This is a genomic window from Pedosphaera parvula Ellin514 (assembly GCF_000172555.1).
Lineage (GTDB): Bacteria > Verrucomicrobiota > Verrucomicrobiia > Limisphaerales > Pedosphaeraceae > Pedosphaera.
Genome location: NZ_ABOX02000022.1, coordinates 77,223 through 92,475, shown reverse-complemented (window position 1 = coordinate 92,475; position 15,253 = coordinate 77,223). Strand labels below are relative to the sequence as shown.

16 protein-coding genes are annotated in these 15,253 nt (G+C 52.4%); 8 read left to right on the top strand and 8 right to left on the bottom strand.

Annotated elements, in window-relative coordinates; translation table 11 throughout:
- Positions 1-471: 471 nt before the first annotated feature.
- Positions 472-1,014, bottom strand: a complete 543-nt coding sequence (locus CFLAV_RS17325; RefSeq protein WP_040549218.1) for a GNAT family N-acetyltransferase — start codon at positions 1,012-1,014, stop codon at positions 472-474.
- Positions 1,015-1,424: 410 nt separating this feature from the next.
- Here CFLAV_RS17325 and CFLAV_RS17320 point away from each other — a divergent pair, with 410 nt between their 5' ends.
- The 4 genes from CFLAV_RS17320 to CFLAV_RS17305 are packed head-to-tail and all read left to right on the top strand — an operon-like array spanning position 1,425 to position 6,087.
- The gene (locus CFLAV_RS17320; RefSeq protein WP_007416080.1) at positions 1,425-3,431 is read left to right on the top strand and encodes a hypothetical protein; all 2,007 of its coding nucleotides are present in this window, start codon (positions 1,425-1,427) and stop codon (positions 3,429-3,431) included.
- A complete protein-coding gene (locus tag CFLAV_RS17315; protein ID WP_150107466.1) occupies positions 3,415-4,071 on the top strand; it encodes a class I SAM-dependent methyltransferase in 657 nt (218 codons plus the stop codon). The genes CFLAV_RS17320 and CFLAV_RS17315 overlap by 17 nt, the downstream gene beginning before the upstream one ends.
- A complete protein-coding gene (locus CFLAV_RS17310) occupies positions 4,071-5,063 on the top strand; it encodes a glycosyltransferase family 2 protein (RefSeq protein ID WP_007416078.1) in 993 nt (330 codons plus the stop codon). The genes CFLAV_RS17315 and CFLAV_RS17310 overlap by 1 nt, the downstream gene beginning before the upstream one ends.
- Before the next feature lie 46 nt (positions 5,064-5,109).
- The gene (locus CFLAV_RS17305; RefSeq protein ID WP_150107465.1) at positions 5,110-6,087 is read left to right on the top strand and encodes a HEAT repeat domain-containing protein; all 978 of its coding nucleotides are present in this window, start codon (positions 5,110-5,112) and stop codon (positions 6,085-6,087) included.
- 50 nt (positions 6,088-6,137) lie between these two features.
- Here the strand turns inward: CFLAV_RS17305 and CFLAV_RS17300 are convergent, their stop codons facing one another.
- A complete protein-coding gene (locus CFLAV_RS17300; RefSeq protein WP_150107464.1) occupies positions 6,138-6,779 on the bottom strand; it encodes a hypothetical protein in 642 nt (213 codons plus the stop codon).
- A gap of 71 nt (positions 6,780-6,850) precedes the next feature.
- On the opposite strand from CFLAV_RS17300, the gene CFLAV_RS17295 reads away from it, so the two are divergent.
- Positions 6,851-8,164, top strand: a complete 1,314-nt coding sequence (locus CFLAV_RS17295) for a sodium:proton antiporter (protein ID WP_040549215.1) — start codon at positions 6,851-6,853, stop codon at positions 8,162-8,164.
- Between the two features lie 57 nt (positions 8,165-8,221).
- Here CFLAV_RS17295 and CFLAV_RS17290 read toward each other — a convergent pair whose 3' ends face one another.
- Together CFLAV_RS17290 and CFLAV_RS17285 are read right to left on the bottom strand one after the other, a co-directional pair.
- Entirely contained in the window at positions 8,222-8,449 is a 228-nt protein-coding gene (locus tag CFLAV_RS17290; RefSeq protein WP_007416074.1) for an AbrB/MazE/SpoVT family DNA-binding domain-containing protein, read from the bottom strand.
- Between the two features lie 51 nt (positions 8,450-8,500).
- The gene (locus CFLAV_RS17285) at positions 8,501-9,478 is read right to left on the bottom strand and encodes a 5'-nucleotidase (protein WP_007416073.1); all 978 of its coding nucleotides are present in this window, start codon (positions 9,476-9,478) and stop codon (positions 8,501-8,503) included.
- Between the two features lie 172 nt (positions 9,479-9,650).
- Here CFLAV_RS17285 and CFLAV_RS17280 point away from each other — a divergent pair, with 172 nt between their 5' ends.
- The 3 genes from CFLAV_RS17280 (at position 9,651) to CFLAV_RS17270 (ending at position 12,494) form a co-directional block, all read left to right on the top strand.
- On the top strand, positions 9,651-10,613 hold the full coding sequence (locus CFLAV_RS17280) for an N-acetylmuramoyl-L-alanine amidase-like domain-containing protein (protein ID WP_007416072.1): 963 nt from the start codon (positions 9,651-9,653) through the stop codon (positions 10,611-10,613).
- Positions 10,614-10,804: 191 nt separating this feature from the next.
- Positions 10,805-11,317 carry a hypothetical protein gene (locus tag CFLAV_RS17275; protein WP_007416071.1) on the top strand — a complete coding sequence of 171 codons (513 nt, stop codon included), beginning with the start codon at positions 10,805-10,807 and terminating at the stop codon, positions 11,315-11,317.
- 130 nt (positions 11,318-11,447) lie between these two features.
- On the top strand, positions 11,448-12,494 hold the full coding sequence (locus tag CFLAV_RS17270) for an LLM class flavin-dependent oxidoreductase (protein ID WP_040549254.1): 1,047 nt from the start codon (positions 11,448-11,450) through the stop codon (positions 12,492-12,494).
- 89 nt (positions 12,495-12,583) lie between these two features.
- On the opposite strand, the gene CFLAV_RS17265 is transcribed toward CFLAV_RS17270, so the two are convergent.
- The 4 genes from CFLAV_RS17265 to CFLAV_RS17250 all read right to left on the bottom strand — a co-directional run bounded on the left by CFLAV_RS17265 (position 12,584) and on the right by CFLAV_RS17250 (position 15,218).
- Positions 12,584-12,811 carry a tautomerase family protein gene (locus tag CFLAV_RS17265; protein ID WP_007416069.1) on the bottom strand — a complete coding sequence of 76 codons (228 nt, stop codon included), beginning with the start codon at positions 12,809-12,811 and terminating at the stop codon, positions 12,584-12,586.
- 11 nt (positions 12,812-12,822) lie between these two features.
- Positions 12,823-13,221, bottom strand: a complete 399-nt coding sequence (locus CFLAV_RS17260) for a (R)-mandelonitrile lyase (protein WP_007416068.1) — start codon at positions 13,219-13,221, stop codon at positions 12,823-12,825.
- Positions 13,222-13,281: 60 nt separating this feature from the next.
- Positions 13,282-14,052, bottom strand: coding sequence for a glucose 1-dehydrogenase (locus CFLAV_RS17255; RefSeq protein ID WP_007416067.1), 771 nt, complete (start codon positions 14,050-14,052; stop codon positions 13,282-13,284).
- A 170-nt stretch (positions 14,053-14,222) separates the two neighbouring features.
- Positions 14,223-15,218, bottom strand: coding sequence for an aldo/keto reductase (locus CFLAV_RS17250; protein ID WP_085998875.1), 996 nt, complete (start codon positions 15,216-15,218; stop codon positions 14,223-14,225).
- Positions 15,219-15,253 lie beyond the last annotated feature (35 nt).

Here is a 15,253-nt window from a genome sequence, read left to right as displayed (position 1 = left end):
CACAACGAACGGCATTTGGTCAGTAGGTTCATTGCCTGGATGCCAACCCAAGCGTGGGGAAAAGTAATGCTGAATTGTAAAAGAGGCAAGAGATTTGAAGCAGGTGATGGGTGCATCTCATCACTGTTCTTAATCTTGGCAAAGTTGATTAAAATGCCTCAGTTTCCGAACAGTGGTTTTATTTCTTAAGAACAGTTTCAAGATGCGCCCCAGGTGATGAGCTCCAATGGTGGCCTAGTGTTTTACAGCAGGTCGACAAAGAGAAAAACCGCTGGTAAACAGGATTACTAATCGTGATTTGATCGCGATAGGGTTTTGTTTTCCCAAACGAATTTGCATCAGTCCTAAAAGCATTGATCCAGGCAAATCCGCTGTGAGGTGAATAGATTGAGCCAAAATATTTATTACAGAAGACAATGCCCTCAGGCAGCAGTTGGTGAACGTCAGATCGGTCAGGGAACGACCGACTCCTTAAAGGAGGAAGACTTTCCGCATTCGCACGACAGGCAGCGAAAGACCATGGGCCAGCGGAATTGAATAACGCTCGAACTCAGCGTAGCCATAATTTGTGTAGAGCGGTTCGCCGGCAAGCGTGGCGACGAGTTCAGCTCTTTGAAAACCAGCCTGGATGCAGGCCTTTTCACAGGCAAATAGCAGCGCGCGACCGATTCCACGACGCGCGAAATCTGGATGGACAAAGAAAGCGCGGATGCGGGCGGCATCCTGTAATGGGTTGAGCAATGGGTTTTGCGCTTCACTCCGGCCCTCGTCACTGCCGAAGAGAGTTTTGCGTCTGCTCCAGCCACCACAACCAACAACTCTCCCCTGCTCTTCGACGATGAAATAGGTCTGATCCAGAATAAGCTGGCGGTCTACGCCAAACACGGGACCCAGGGCTGCTTCCATCTGGGAAACAGAATAGCACGGCGACTGGAGAGTCCGGACAGACAGGGGAATGAGTTCTTCCAGAGCCGGGATATCCGTTTCGCGGCAAAGGCGGAGTGAATGGTTCATGGTAACAGAGCGACTTCTCAACTGGCCTTTAAACAAAATGACTTTAGTCCGGAGCCGACAGCGGTGAAAAGCGGAATAAACCGGGTAATTCATTAGGCTGTTATAAGATGTAACTTCGGGACATCCTGTTCGTTCAGCCTCAAGAAATCTGCCGGGTCTAAGCGCGACCAAAGCAGGCTGAGGCGTCGCGAACTGGAACTGGAATGTGAACGCATGGGGGTATCTACATCCTATCGGGGGCGACCTTTACGGGAGGAGAGGGGCGAAAAAACTTGTTACACGGTTGGGATTCGGCTCAAGATTTGCTGGCAAAGAACTGCATTATGCGCCGAAACCAGAGATTAATGATTTGTACGGGAGGATTTCCTGCCGTCCTTCGGCTCAAGGATGCAAAAGCAGTGGCGTAACTTATGGAATTTTCCCGATTTCCATTCGCCATTATCATTTTATTCGTCTTTTCCGTTTATGGTTGGGGGCGTTTTTGCAAGTTGTTCTGCGATCGACGACTTTTTCGCTTTCATACCATTCCTTTTGCCCTTGGCCTCGCGCTTTTGAACGTAGCTGGAGGAGTGCTAAACCTCTTCGGACTGGCTAAATCATGGACACTCCTTTCCCTGATGCTTTCGGGTGCGGCCCTCGGCGCTTTTGAGTTAGTTAGATTGCAGCCGTGGCGAGGGTTGGCTCTGAGCAAGGCATCCATTCCGGTCTGGGTTGCTCTTGGATTTGCCCTGAGTGCCGGTGCCTGGCTCGCGCCCTCAGAGATTTTCAATATCGGTGATGATTTTCACACCTACGCGGTGCGTGCGGTTCGAATGACCCAAACTGGGTCCGTTGGGGGCAATGCGTTCGACCCACTCGGTCTGGATAGCCTTGGCAGTCAGTCGTTTTTTCATGCATTCTTTCTCCAAGGCAGTGACATTCGCATGCTCAACGGCTTTGACGCCGTGATTTGCTTTGCCTTCTCATTGTTGCTGATAGCAGAGTTATCAATACGCTGGAGGCTGCACTGGTTTACCGGCACCCTGGCAGTTCTTTGTACCGCGGTTATTAATCCGCAATACGTGAACATCTCTCCAGTTTACTCTGGTGCGCTGGGAATTATGAGCCTGCTCATCTGCGGCGTGCTTTTGGCACGGACCCTGGCTTCGAATGTACTCAGCAACCGTTGGCGCAGCGAGCTCAGCCTGGGTTTGATTTTCGCCTGGTTAATCACTCTGAAAGTTACGCTGGCGGTCTTCGCGGGCTGCTTTCTAGGGACACTTTACCTATTGCTCTTATTTAAAGCAAAAGCGGTCCAACGTCGAACTGTGTTTCAATCAGGTTTCATCGTTGCAGGATTTACAGGAATTTTTGTCCTGCCCTGGGCGCTGATTTCCCTGCCAACGATACTCAAAGCTCGTGAACTGGCTGCGGGATTGCATGCCCAGGCTGACCTGGCGACGAAGTACTCCTCCCTTTCAGCACATAACATCCCTGCGATGTTCTCGATGGCTCCCACTTTCTATGGAAACAGGCCGCTTTCCTTTTTCTTCGTCATATTGGTCGTTGGAGTGGCCGGATTAATTGCCTTCTTACGAAGAGGCGCCAACAGAAACTCCTCTTCCGGAAGCCTGATTCTCGCAGTCGGAATAACGCTACCGGTGACCTATCTCGCATTCGGGCATTTATTCCCTGCTGAGACAGCAGTCCGCTATCTGTGTCCTTCGCTCATTGGAGCATTTGCGGTCACGGTCCTTTGCTTCGTCAGGCTGACTTACCAGACTGTCGTCGGTGAAGCTGTCCGACAACGATGGGCCCTGTCATCGTGCCTGGTTGGAGTGATTGTTCTTTTCGGAGGAACTTTTTGGGGGCGGGTTCGTATGGCGGCCACCAACCGGACGCTGCTCGCTTTTCCAACCAGTCCCGAGTACAAAGGTTACAGTCGTGGAAGAATATCACCATTTGAAGCGGAATATTATTCTTCCATACAAACGAACATGGCACCTGGAGCCAGAGCGCTCGTTTTTACCGTGGCCCCGTTTCAAATGGATTTCACGCGGAACGAACTCCTCACCGCCTCCATAACCGGAATCATCAATCCGCAACTCCATTTCCCAGCGGGAGCGGATGGGGAGAGTTTTCAAAGGTATCTTCGGAGCATGGGCGTGCGATATGTGTTGATGGAAACCGACGGCTACGCTGTTCCCAAATCAGGCTACCTGGAGGGTTGCAGGAGAAGCCGATTTACGGTGGACCAGAAAATAGGGGACTTCGGGCTGTATCTCAGACAAACTCTCCTGGAATTGAGCAGGCGCAATCGCATTTGTTATTCTGATGATCGAATGGTGCTTTATGAATTGAAGGACAGCCCTGTTTCCGCTCAAACTGAAAATGGTCTCAACCAGGCAACCCCTCAAAACCATGGCAAAATTTATTGAGATACCCCAGGAGTATCTGGCTGAGATTGCGGACGACAGCGATCGCATTCCGCGTCTCTATTACGCCAGCAATTATGTGCTGCGGCGAATGTTCTGGCGCCGGCTGTATAGCCTGACCTCGATGATGAATCGCACATTGGATGCGCGCGAGTCCTGCCTGGATTTCGGCGGCGGTGCCGGGGTATTCCTGCCCACACTCTCACGCTCCTTTGAAAAGGTGACGCTGGTGGATCTTGAAGCGCACCAGGCGAAGCTGGTGAAGAACCGTTATGGATTGGACAATGTGGAGATTGTCCAAAGTGATGCTGCCGAACTTGATTTTACCAGCAAGCCGTTTGATGCCGCAGTGGCTGCGGATGTGTTGGAGCACTTCAAGGATTTAAGCCTGCCGATTCCGCGGTTGCATCGCTGGCTGAAGCCGGGAGGAGTGTTATTCACATCGTTACCCACCGAAAACTGGGTATACGTGCTGCTGCGTAAAGTATTCGGCATTGAAAAACCGTGGGACCATTATCACACCGCCTACGAGGTCGAGGCACAGCTTGAGAAAAACGGGTTCCAAAGAATCAGGACTTCATGTGTGCCATTGCGTTTTCACATTGCACCGTTGTTTCTGATCACCGCGTGGCGTCGCATTTAATGGAAACCGCAACCAACATTCCCGCGAACAAGTCACCGGCCCCCTGCCGGATCGCGGTAGTCATTCCCAGCTACCGGGTTATCCCGACGGTGCTGGAAGTTATCCGCAGGATTGGGCCGGAGGTTGAATTCATTTACTGCGTTGATGATTGTTGTCCTGAGGGAAGCGGCCGCTACATTGCGGAGAATTGCCGGGACCCACGGGTACAAATTATCAAGCATGAGCAGAACCAAGGCGTTGGCGGCGCAACCATCAGCGGATTCAAACGTGCCCTGGAGGACGGCGCAGAGGTGGTGGTCAAAATAGACGGCGATGGTCAAATGGACCCGGCACTGGTGCCGCGCATGATCAATCCCATCGTTGTGGGCCGGGCGGATTACTGCAAAGGCAACCGGTTCTTCAATGTACAATCGGTGCAATCGATGCCGCCCATCCGGCTGTTGGGGAATGCAGTTTTATCGTTTGTGACCAAGCTCTCCAGCGGTTATTGGAACATCTTTGACCCCACGAACGGCTATCTCGCCATTCACTCCAGGGTAATATCGGAGCTGCCACTGGATAAAATTCATCGTCGCTATTTCTTCGAGTCTGATTTGCTGTTCCGGCTTAACACTGTTACCGCGGTGGTCGAAGACGTGCCAATGAACGCGAAATACGGGGATGAACAAAGTAATTTGCATATCCGAACCATCATCGGTTCGTTCCTTTTTAACCATCTGCTGAACTCCGTGAAACGCATCGGTTACAACCACTTTCTCCGTAATTTCAGCGCAGCATCGATTGAGATTACGTTGGGAATCTCCAGCCTTTTATTTGGTTTTGTTTTCGGAGCAGCCCGGTGGTGGCATTCGATTTCAACCGACCAACCCGTCACCGCCGGCACAGTCATGCTGGCGGCTCTGCCCGTAATCCTTGGCAGTCAGTTGCTGCTTTCATTCTTAAATTACGATGTACGCAACGTTCCTCAGATTCCACTTCACAAACGGTTATAGAGTGCCATCCGTTCACCCTCCCTTGAGTGCATCCAATTTAATATCTTTGAGAAGAAAAAGGGCTGCCATTTGTTTCCTGTTCGCCGCGGCGGTGGGTCTCCTGGTTTTATATTGGTTTTCACACGAACCAACTTTCCAGGGAAAATCTCTAAGCTTCTGGATGGTGCAGGTACGGCAAGGTGACCGAAAGGAAAGAGTGGAGGCCAGAAATGCCTTGCACAGTATAGGAAAAGCCGCCGTTCCCAGACTGATCAAAATGCTCCAGGCGCGAAACTCGCCCATCAAAACGGAGCTTGCGACCTTCACAGCAGGATTCTCCCTCTTCACCGGCACCTTCCAGCAGACCTCTGGAACTACTCGCATTTATGTGGTCAACGCTTTGGGAGAACTTGGTTCCACCGCAACGGAAGCAGTTCCTTACCTGCAAAAACTGGCCGACGAGCGGGATGTCATGCTTAGTCCCACAGCGATTGCCGCTCTCATAAAAATCAAAGGCGCACCGATTGATCCTTTAATCGCTGACCTGGGGGACAATACCAAGCCTCAATGGTACTTCGCTGCAAATGCATTGGCTGATTTGGAAACAAATGCCGCAAAGGCGGTTCCCTTGCTATGTCAGGCGTTGGAGTCTACGAACAGCTCCATTATGTTCTTTGCCGCCCGAGCTTTGGGGCGTATCCGGAGCAATCCTCAACTGTCCATTCCTGCACTGGTGAATACCATCAAGCGCAGTTCTTCACTGGCAGGTGTGATACCGCCGAAAAATATTCCGCTCAGAGGAAGCATCGAAGCACTGGGAGAATTCGAACAGGAAGCCCGGTCAACAAACCAGATCCTGGAACAACACGTCCACGACCCTGATTCCCTGGTACGGCAAGCGGCCATCACAAGCCTTTACCAAATCATGCCGCACGAGCTCATGAACCCCATTCTGGAAAAGGCTCTGTTGGATTCGGACCCGACCGTCCAACAACTGGCGAAACACCTGCTAAAAAAATCAGCTGCCGAAGCCATTCGAAGATAACACTGATTCCCAATCGAAGTTTTCGTGAGGCGCCGTTCATGGAAGATTCATCAGCCAACAAGCACGTAGGAGCGCGGGCTGGCTTTCAGGAGTGAGCCGGCTTTGAGCATGTTGAAGAGGAAGAGGCTGGCATTTTCTTCGGGCAACTGCTTTTGCAATTGTTCGAGAATGAATTCCATCGGGGCGACCATGTGGGAACGTTTCGAATTGACGATGGCGTAGGCGCCGCTTTCATCGAGGGTGACGTAACACCATTCCCAACCAAGCACATCGCAGATGGTTTGACCCCAGAGACAGCCGAGATTGATGGCGAGGTTTTCAATGGTTTTCGGGCTGGGCTTCTTTTTGGCACGGAACACCTGAACCAAGGCGCGGGCGATGGCATTTTGCGTCGCCACGGCCGAGGCTTTGTTCGGGTCGAGCTTGAGCTGCTTATAGCCGCGTTTGATGGAGAGTTGAATATCTTCCTCTTCGACGGGTTGCAATGGGCGTTCGGTAAAGTCGGGAGTATTTGGCACGGCTGCAGGCTTTGGAAGTGTGGCGGCAGATTTTTTCCCTGGTTTGGATTTCGCGGCAGTTTTGGCTTTTGTTCGCTTCACAGTTCCCATGGTGTAACTGTCGGTGACTCGAGGAAAGAAATCAACAGAGATGAGCGGAGGACGGCTCGCATCCAGACACTTGATTGGCAGCATTCTGATTGCCTTGAGCCGCGAACCCTGCTCCATTTAACAAACTTGGATCCAAAGCATAGATTAATGGAAGAATGAGAAGCATGCTGGCCATGCCAACGGAGCAACCGGGAATCGAACCGCATCCGGCGATGATCATTCCTTTTGGCCTGATGCTCCTGGCGATTGCGTTGATGCCTTTCGTGCACAGGCACTGGTGGGAACACAATTATCCTAAAGTGGCTGCCTGCCTGGGTGCCATTACGGCCACCTATTATATTTTCTTTATTCACAGCGGAGCGCGCATACTTCACGTGGCTCATGAATATATCAGCTTCATCGCGTTGATCGGGTCGTTATTCGTGGTTTCCGGGGGGATTCATATTCGGGTCAAAGGGGAAGCGAAACCGTGGGTCAACTGCGTATTCCTTTTGATTGGCGCGGTGCTGGCCAATTTTATTGGGACAACAGGCGCGTCGATGTTGTTGATTCGTCCGTGGATTCGGATGAACAAGTACCGCATCACCGCCTTTCACATCGTTTTTTTTATTTTCATTGTGAGCAACCTGGGCGGCTGTCTGACGCCGATTGGTGATCCGCCATTGTTTATGGGATACCTGAAAGGGGTGCCGTTCTGGTGGATGCTGCAAAACGCCTGGGCGGCATGGTTGATTGGTATGCTGGCGCTGTTGGGAATTTTTTATGCTCTTGATCGAGCCAATTTCCTGCGTGCGCCCAAGGAGGTGCGCGACAGGGAAATTCCGTTGGAGACATGGAACATCACCGGTTGGCGGAACGTGGCGTTTCTGGTTGTGATTTTGGTGGCAGTGTTCATCAAGCATCCACCCGGGGTGAGCGAGGCGCTGATGTTTGGTGCGGCCATCGGCTCCTACTTCGCGACGCCTGGTCAGATACACAAGGCCAATCATTTCACCTTTGAACCGATTCGGGAGGTGGCGTGGTTGTTTGTGGGAATTTTTTTAACAATGGTGCCGGCGCTGGATTACTTGAAGGTGCATGCCGGGGAATTGGGGCTCGATTCGGAGATGAAGTTTTTCTGGCTGACGGGCTTGCTTTCGGGCGCATTGGATAATGCGCCGACTTACCTGACGTTTTTGGCGGCGGCTACAGGACGTCACGGGCTCAGTCTGGATAATCCGGCGGATATTCAGGCTTACATCGCAGCGCATGGACACGAGTTGATCGCGATCTCATTGGGAGCGGTATTTTTCGGGGCGATCACGTATATTGGCAACGGACCAAACTTCATGGTGAAATCAATTGCCGAACAGGCCCAGGTGAAGGTGCCGAGCTTTTTTGTTTACCTGTTCAAATACGCGGTGCCGATTTTGGTGCCGCTGTTTTTGTTGATCTCGATTTTGTTTTTCTCGCGGTGGAGGGTTTTTTAAAAAGCCTTTACCACGGATGGGAGGCTGTTGCGTGTGGCGTGTTGCGTCACTCCGAAATTAGGCAAGTTTCTTCATAGTCTGAGCGTAGTCCTTCATCGTGGACTTAATGACTTTGGACACTTTCTTGCGAGACGGTTTGGACCGGACTGGCGTCAGCAAAATAGTTCCGTCCGGCTCAAATTTTGCAGTTAACTTGTCCCCAATTTTGAGATGCAGTGCTTCCAAAAGAGCGGCATCGAGAGTAATGCCTTTTGATCTACCGACCTTGATGACCTTTGTGATCATAATCTCATAGTGTGTTTGCCAATGGTGGAAGTCAAGGAACCGTAAGCTGAACTACTTATTATTGCCTGGTTGAATTTTGGCTTTTGCGGATTTTAGATTCGCCTTTTTGTTTACGACGCCGAAGGGGATGTGGACGGAGGGGATTTGGGAGGCGGTGGGGGTGAGGTGGGCGAGTTGGTCGTCGAAAAAGATGTGGGGTTTCAAGACTTCCAGGACGCGGCGCTTTTCGATGCCGCCCATGAAGAAGACTTCAGCGGCGCTGATGCCCCAGGAATTCAAGGTGGTAACAAAGCGTTCATTCGCGGGAGCACTGCGGGCGGTGACAATGGCGATTCGCAGGGCCGCGCGGTAATTGGGGTCGAGCTTTTCCTTCTTCGCTTCGATGCGCTGGAAGTAAGAAATTTTGGTCAGGAGATCCTTGAGCGGGCCGGGTTTGTGCGGCGTGGTCATCTTCTTCACTTCCGCGGCGTGGAAGAGCTCGAGGTTGTGGGATTCCTGATAAACTATTTCGGCTTCATCGTCGCTGAGCACGCCGTCGAAATCGAAGGCGATGCGGAGTTCAGGGTCGGCGGCGTCGTCCTTGGCGGTGGTGGGGAGGACAAGGCCGGCGGGGAGATTGGCGGCGATGGCGTCGACCACGTCGGCTTCGTTGGCGCTGAGAAATAATGACGAGTTATAAGCGGGGATGAAAAGGTATGGCGGTCTGCCGGTGAGGAAGGCACCTCTCGTGATGTTCAACTGATGATGCTGGCAGGAACGGAAGAAGCGGCGGCCGCTGTCAGGGTCGTTGCGGGAAATGACGACGACTTCAATCGGCTGCTCCTGGGGATGAAGTTCATTTAAGCGCAGCAAGCGTTTGATGAAAGGAAAGGCGACGCCGGGTGAGAATGGGTTGTCAATTCTTTCGACCTGGTATTGGCGGTAAGCTTCGTTGCCTTCAGCCTTGAAGACCTTGTCGGCTTCGGTCATGTCGAACACCGCGCTGCTGGAAACGGCGACGACGAGTTTTTTATCGATGGAATAAGACATTGCGGGTTTTGGGCCGGATGTTTCTTTTGGGAACGGTAGCGGAAGCAGTGACAGGTGACAAGTGACGAGTGGCAACATGAATTGCGAATGGCGAGTTTCGCATTTCCAATGAAAATACTGATGGGACTGGTGGCTTGAAAGGTTTGGCCTGGTTGTGGTAGGGTCGGCCAATATGAAAGCCACGAATGACCAGTTGCTGCTTTCCAAGGCTATTTCCATGAATCGCGGGATGATAACGCGTCGGGAGGCGTTGCGGTATGCGTCGCTCGGTGTACTCGGCTTGCTCGGGTCGTCGGCGCTGGCGGAGAGTGCGGAGTGGGTACAGGAGCAGGTCAAGCATTTCGATGGGCAGGAGATTTTTGATCGCATCGTGAGCAAGGCGGCGGCGGAGAATTGGAAGAAGCTGCCAATTGGGGAATTGATGGGCAAGATTGCCATGGAGTTGAATGGCACGCCATATGTGGGGTTCACTCTGGAGCTTTCGAAGGATGCGGAGTATTGCGTGGTTAATTTTAAGGGGCTGGATTGTGTCACGTTCTTTGAGGATTCGCTCTGCATGGCTCGGATGTTGAAGAAGGGAAAGAGCTCGCCGGCGGACCTCATCAGCGAGGTGCAGACGACGCGGTATCGCGGCGGGAAGATGGGTGATTTTACGACGCGGTTGCATTACACGACGGATTGGTTTTACGATAATGAAAAGAAGGGGGTGGTGAAAATCTTGACTCCGAGTTTGCCGGGTGCCGAGCCGTTCACGCAGAAGGTCGGCATTATGTCGGAGCGTCCGCAGAATTATCGGCAGCTCAAGACACATCCGGAGATGGTTCCAACCATCAAGGCGCTTGAGGACAAGATCAATGCGCGGCAGTTGAAGTATTTGCCGATGTCGAAGTTGAAGGACGCGGAGCATTTGCTGCAGACGGGGGACATCGTAGGGGTCGCCACGAGTGAGAAAGGCATCGACATCGCGCACACAGGTCTTTGCATCAAGGATGAACAAGGCATCGTGCATTTCATGGATGCGTCGTCGTCCAAAAGCAACATGAAGGTGACGCTTGAGTCGGACATCAGCACCTGCCTGAATTGGTCGTCGAAGCTGACGGGTGTGATGTTTGCTAGGCCGCTTGAGGTCAGTTAAACACGAATTCACACGAAGAAACACGAATAATTTGGCCACAAAGAGGCACAAAAAGCACAAAGCTTTGAACCGCAGATAAACTCAGATGAACGCGGATGGAAACGAAAATGAGTAAATGATTTGGACCGTTTTCTTTTGCGTGGTTACTCGAGCTTGAAGAAGCAGCCTTGTTGAACTAAAAACAAGCCATTGTGAGCAAACAAGCGACTTCGGTGGTAATAACTTTCGACGGACTGCCCTTGACTGGCCAGACGTTTAAGCTTATCGACGAATGCTTTGGAAAGCACGGCTTCAAACCCGAGGGTGATATCTCGATCTACGTAGACAAAGAGGATGAATGGGTCAGGGGTTTCACTTTAAAGGATCGCGAGCGCATTTTATCACAGGGTAGCTGTATTGAGCTTTCCTATTCTGCTCAGGAAGAACCGTTTGGTTGGATCCAACCATCACTGGATTATTCTCCCGATCTTTTATGCCATAAACTATTTTTTATTGGGAGCGCAGAATTCAGGCCCGCTTACACCAAATCACAAAGAGACGAGGCGAAGAAAATTGAATCACTCAGTTTGTGCCTGCATGTCACTTTAGGCTCCATCGAGACGCATGGCAAATCGGAGTATCAAGAGGAAAATTGGTTCCATTTCTCGGAGAATGTATGGAAAGAAATGGGCGAACTGACTTTGATCGATGGAGAGAAGGACTAAGTGTAGCGAGCATTCTGTATGATAATCTGAAGATATGCTGAAGGCCATGGGCGTGGTATGATGCGGTATGAGTGAATCATTGGATGTGAACAAAGGGAATCAGATGAACAAAGGGAGGGCGAACTTCGCCATGCAGGTTGGGGTGGATAGTTTTGCGGCGCGATTTCCGGATGAGGGCGGCGGCGCAGAAGTCAGTGCGTCGGAGAGCATTCGCAATCTGGTTCAGCGCATTGAACTCGCGGATCAGGCGGGGTTGGATGTGTTTGGAGTTGGGGAGCATCATCGCCGGGAATATCTCGATTCGGCTCCGGCGGTCATTCTCGGAGCGGCAGCGGTGCGCACGAAAAGCATTCGGCTGACCAGCGCAGTAACGGTGTTGAGCGCGGCGGACCCGGTACGCGTGTTTCAAAATTTCGCGACGGTGGATTTGCTTTCCCAGGGACAAGCGGAAATGGTCGTGGGGCGCGGTTCGTTTATTGAATCGTTTCCGTTGTTTGGATTGAACCTGGAGGATTACGACGAGGTATTTGCCGAGAAGTTGGACTTGCTGCTGAAGTTGCGTGAGAACGAATTCGTAAACTGGTCCGGCAAATTCCGGCCGGCGCTCACGGGCCAGGGTGTTTATCCGCGTCCCTTGCAGAACCCCCTACCCCTCTGGATTGGCGTGGGCGGGACGCCGGAATCGTTCGCGCGCGCCGGTGCGCTGGGATTGCCATTGATGGTTGCCATCATCGGCGGGGAGACGCGGCGGTTCCGTCCGCTGGTGGATCTCTATCGGGAATACGGCAAGCGCGCAGGTCATCCGCCGGAGAAGCTCAAGGTCGGCGTGCATGCGTTGGGATACGTCGCGGAAACGACGGAAAAGGCGATCGACGATTTCTTCCCCGGCTACGCCAAGACCTTCACCAAGATCGGCAAGGAACGCGGCTGGCCGCCGACCACGCGTGCGCACTTTGATGCTGTTCGTGGCGAACATGGTGCGATGATGTTGGGCAATCCGGAGGAAGTGGCGAAGAAAATCCTGGCTCACAGCGAAGTGTTGGGAGGCATCTCGCGGCTTACTTTCCAGATGGACGTGGCGGAGTTGTCACAGGAGAAGTTGTTAAACGCGATTCAGTTAGTAGGCAACAAGGTGGTGCCGCTGATACACAAAGCTACTGCGGGGCGAAAAGGGTAACTATGGATGGTTTAGCCACAAAAAGGCAAAAAACACACGTTTACTGACAGTGTCACCGACACTCAAGCGCTGCAGTTTGTTGCTGCACTTCACATTGTGTATCCCGGTTTTTTATATATCTTTTCCGGTTTGGCGATGATGTCTGGTTTGTAAACCTGCTCAGCCCAGTCCTGTGCTTTGATTTCTTCCATGGCAACTGAGACGGACTCTTCACCATAGCCCAAGACTTTCATCACATCCCTGGTAATCGCCTCGGCCAGTTGGGCCTTCTGCTCTTCCGACTTTCCCGGCCATAGTTTTACGATGACATGTGGCATGGCTTTTTCCTTCAGTGTTTGCTGTATTGTTCGTCGCTTACTTTTTCCATCCAATCCACCATCTTCCCGTCCAGCGCTTCTTGTATTGCTATGTGGGTCATGGCCGTGGTCGGGCCAGCGCCGTGCCAATGTTTCTCACCGGGTGGAAACCAAACAACATCACCCGGATGAATTTCTTCGATCGGGCCGCCTTCGCGCTGCACGCGGCCGCAGCCTGAAATCACGATGAGCGTTTGTCCCAATGGATGCGTATGCCAGGCTGTCCGGGCGCCCGGTTCAAATGTCACACTCGCACCGGCCGCACGTGCCGGTGCGGGGGCTTGAAATAGCGGATCAATTCGCACGGTGCCGGTAAACCAGTCTGCCGGACCTTTTGCGGAGGCTTGTGAACCAACTTTCTTGATTTCCATAACTATTAAGTCCTTTGTTTTCTGTGAATAAATGACGCAATTGTTTGAGAGTGTCTGTGGTTATACCACCGTCATCCCGTCGTCCACCGTAAGGCCGTGACCGATGACATAACTCGCACCCGGGCTGCACAGCCATAACACCACCGACGCGATTTCCTCCGGCCTGCCAGCGCGCCCGAGCGGAACGCTCCTTGCAGCTTCGGCATAAACATTTTCGTCCCCCTTAAAAACATCGTGGCCGATTTGAGTATCAATGAGGCCGGGATTCACAGCATTTACGCGGATGCCTTTCTTTGCGTATTCCAGCGCCGCGGTCCGCGTCAGGCCGATGACACCGTGCTTCGAGGCGATGTAAGAACCAATACCGGGGTTGCCGGTCAATGCGCCAACTGACGCATTGTTCACAATCGCTCCGCTGCCTTGACGTTCCATTTGCCGCAATTCGTGCTTCATGCAACTCCATACACCTCGCAGATTGATCCCGATAACACGCTCCCACTCCTCCCGGGTGCTCTCTGCGGTTGGCGCGATGCGCGCCATTACCCCGGCATTGTTGAATGCTGCGTCCACTCTCCCGAACTCGCTTACGGTCCGGTCCACCAAAGCGGCCACTTGCGCATCGTCACTCACATCACAGCGCATGGCGAGCGCCTTGTGACCGGCGGCAACCAGCTTCTCAGCTACTTCCTTGATCGCGTCCTCCTTGAAATCGGCCAGCACGACCGTTGCTCCCGCTTCCGCAAATAGTTGCGCCGTCGCCAGCCCCATGCCGGCTGCGGCCCCGGTGACAAGCGCCACCTTGCCGCTGAAGTCCAATGGATTTTTCATCATGTAATTTCCTTTCACGTTTGAATGTTCGGGCAATCAAGGTCTCAATATGGGCTCTCGGCTGTTGATATTTTCGAGGCCTAAGTTTTGACATGGCGTATGGCATCGTATTTTCGGCGACTTTGCTTTCAAAACCTGATGTCATAAAAGGCCTCCTCAGCTTCGCAATGCCTTCATCGGTTGACTAACCGTTCGTGCTCCGGCGAATACCGAGCCCCATGGAATGTGATCCGCGACGCAGCGATTTCTATTTCGTGCATATCATCGGAAGAAATTTGCACCTCCAGTGCTCCAATATTCTCCTCCAATCGGCTCAGCTTAGTCGTTCCGGGGATGGGAACGATCCATGGCTTCCGAGAAAGCAGCCAGGCGAGAGCAATTTGAGCGGGAGTAGCCTGCTTGCGTGCGGCAATTTTCTCAAGCAGTTCAACTATTGCGCGGTTCGCCTTTCGATTCTCGCGAGTGAAACGGGGAACGGTGTTGCGGAAATCAGAGCTATCGAATTTTGTGCTTTCGTCAATTTTGCCGCCGAGAAAGCCTTTCCCCAAAGGGCTGAATGGCACAAAACCAATCCCAAGTTCTTCCAATGTGGGCAGCACCTCTTTTTCCGGTTCGCGAAACCAAAGAGAATATTCGCTTTGCACTGCGGCAACCGGAAGGACTGCATGAGCTCGGCGGATGGTCTGTGCCGATGCTTCGGACAAGCCGAAGTGCCTAACCTTACCTTGTTGGATAAGATCCTTCACAGCACCTGCGACATCCTCGATCGGGACCTCGGGGTCGACGCGATGCTGATAATACAGATCGATGGCGTCTATGCGCAGTCGTTTGAGGGAACCTTCGACGACTTTCATGATGTGTTCGGGCCTGCTGTTCAGCCGACTCCATCTCGCTTCACCTTCACGGGCAGGCACCCAGCCAAATTTTGTAGCGAGAACCACGCGGCCACGGAATGGGCTGAGCGCTTCGCCGACCAATTCCTCGTTTGTTAGTGGGCCGTAAACTTCCGCGGTATCGAAGAAGGTAATCCCCCGATCAACTGCGGCGCGAAGAAGTGCGATCATCTCCTTCTTGTCTTTGGGCGGTCCATACGAAAAACTCATTCCCATGCAGCCAAGGCCGATGGCTGACACTTCCAATTTTGCTTTACCCAATGTGCGGGTCGGGATTGATTGCTTTGTTGCTTTCATATTTCTTTCTGAAT

Coding starts and splice junctions, on each gene's coding strand:
- CFLAV_RS17260 (WP_007416068.1), bottom strand. CDS start 13,221: ATGGAAATCAAGAAAGTTGGTTCACAAGCCTCCGCAAAAGGTCCGGCA.
- CFLAV_RS17290 (WP_007416074.1), bottom strand. CDS start 8,449: ATGATCACAAAGGTCATCAAGGTCGGTAGATCAAAAGGCATTACTCTC.
- CFLAV_RS17310 (WP_007416078.1), top strand. CDS start 4,071: ATGGAAACCGCAACCAACATTCCCGCGAACAAGTCACCGGCCCCCTGC.
- CFLAV_RS17325 (WP_040549218.1), bottom strand. CDS start 1,014: ATGAACCATTCACTCCGCCTTTGCCGCGAAACGGATATCCCGGCTCTG.
- CFLAV_RS17285 (WP_007416073.1), bottom strand. CDS start 9,478: ATGTCTTATTCCATCGATAAAAAACTCGTCGTCGCCGTTTCCAGCAGC.
- CFLAV_RS17315 (WP_150107466.1), top strand. CDS start 3,415: ATGGCAAAATTTATTGAGATACCCCAGGAGTATCTGGCTGAGATTGCG.
- CFLAV_RS17265 (WP_007416069.1), bottom strand. CDS start 12,811: ATGCCACATGTCATCGTAAAACTATGGCCGGGAAAGTCGGAAGAGCAG.
- CFLAV_RS17320 (WP_007416080.1), top strand. CDS start 1,425: ATGGAATTTTCCCGATTTCCATTCGCCATTATCATTTTATTCGTCTTT.
- CFLAV_RS17295 (WP_040549215.1), top strand. CDS start 6,851: ATGAGAAGCATGCTGGCCATGCCAACGGAGCAACCGGGAATCGAACCG.
- CFLAV_RS17300 (WP_150107464.1), bottom strand. CDS start 6,779: ATGCTGCCAATCAAGTGTCTGGATGCGAGCCGTCCTCCGCTCATCTCT.
- CFLAV_RS17255 (WP_007416067.1), bottom strand. CDS start 14,052: ATGATGAAAAATCCATTGGACTTCAGCGGCAAGGTGGCGCTTGTCACC.
- CFLAV_RS17270 (WP_040549254.1), top strand. CDS start 11,448: ATGCAGGTTGGGGTGGATAGTTTTGCGGCGCGATTTCCGGATGAGGGC.
- CFLAV_RS17280 (WP_007416072.1), top strand. CDS start 9,651: ATGAAAGCCACGAATGACCAGTTGCTGCTTTCCAAGGCTATTTCCATG.